1 protein-coding gene is annotated in these 258 nt (G+C 57.0%); it reads left to right on the top strand.

Going from position 1 to position 258, the window contains the following annotated elements; translation table 11 throughout:
- The coding region (locus tag SB724_RS20825; protein WP_410572850.1) for an SDR family NAD(P)-dependent oxidoreductase at positions 1-258 on the top strand (258 nt) is incomplete at both ends.

Here is a 258-nt window from a genome sequence, read left to right as displayed (position 1 = left end):
ATGCGCACGCAAACTGGCTTCGGACGGTGCGGCCGTCGTCATTGCTGACCTGAATCTGGCAAACGCGCAGCAGGTCGCGGACAGTATCGTCGCTGCAGGTGGGAAAGCACTTGCTGTTTCGATGGACGTCACAAGCGAAGAAGCGGTCAACGCAGGTATCGACGAAGCCGTCGGCAAGCTTGGCGGTATCGATGTGTTGGTGTCGAACGCGGGCATTCAGATAGTCAACCCGATTGAAGACTACGCATATTCCGACTG

Origin of the sequence: Bacillus sp. SIMBA_031, assembly GCF_046535225.1 — a bacterium.
GTDB lineage: Bacteria > Bacillota > Bacilli > Bacillales > Bacillaceae > Bacillus > Bacillus velezensis.
This window is presented reverse-complemented; position numbering and strand designations above follow the sequence as displayed.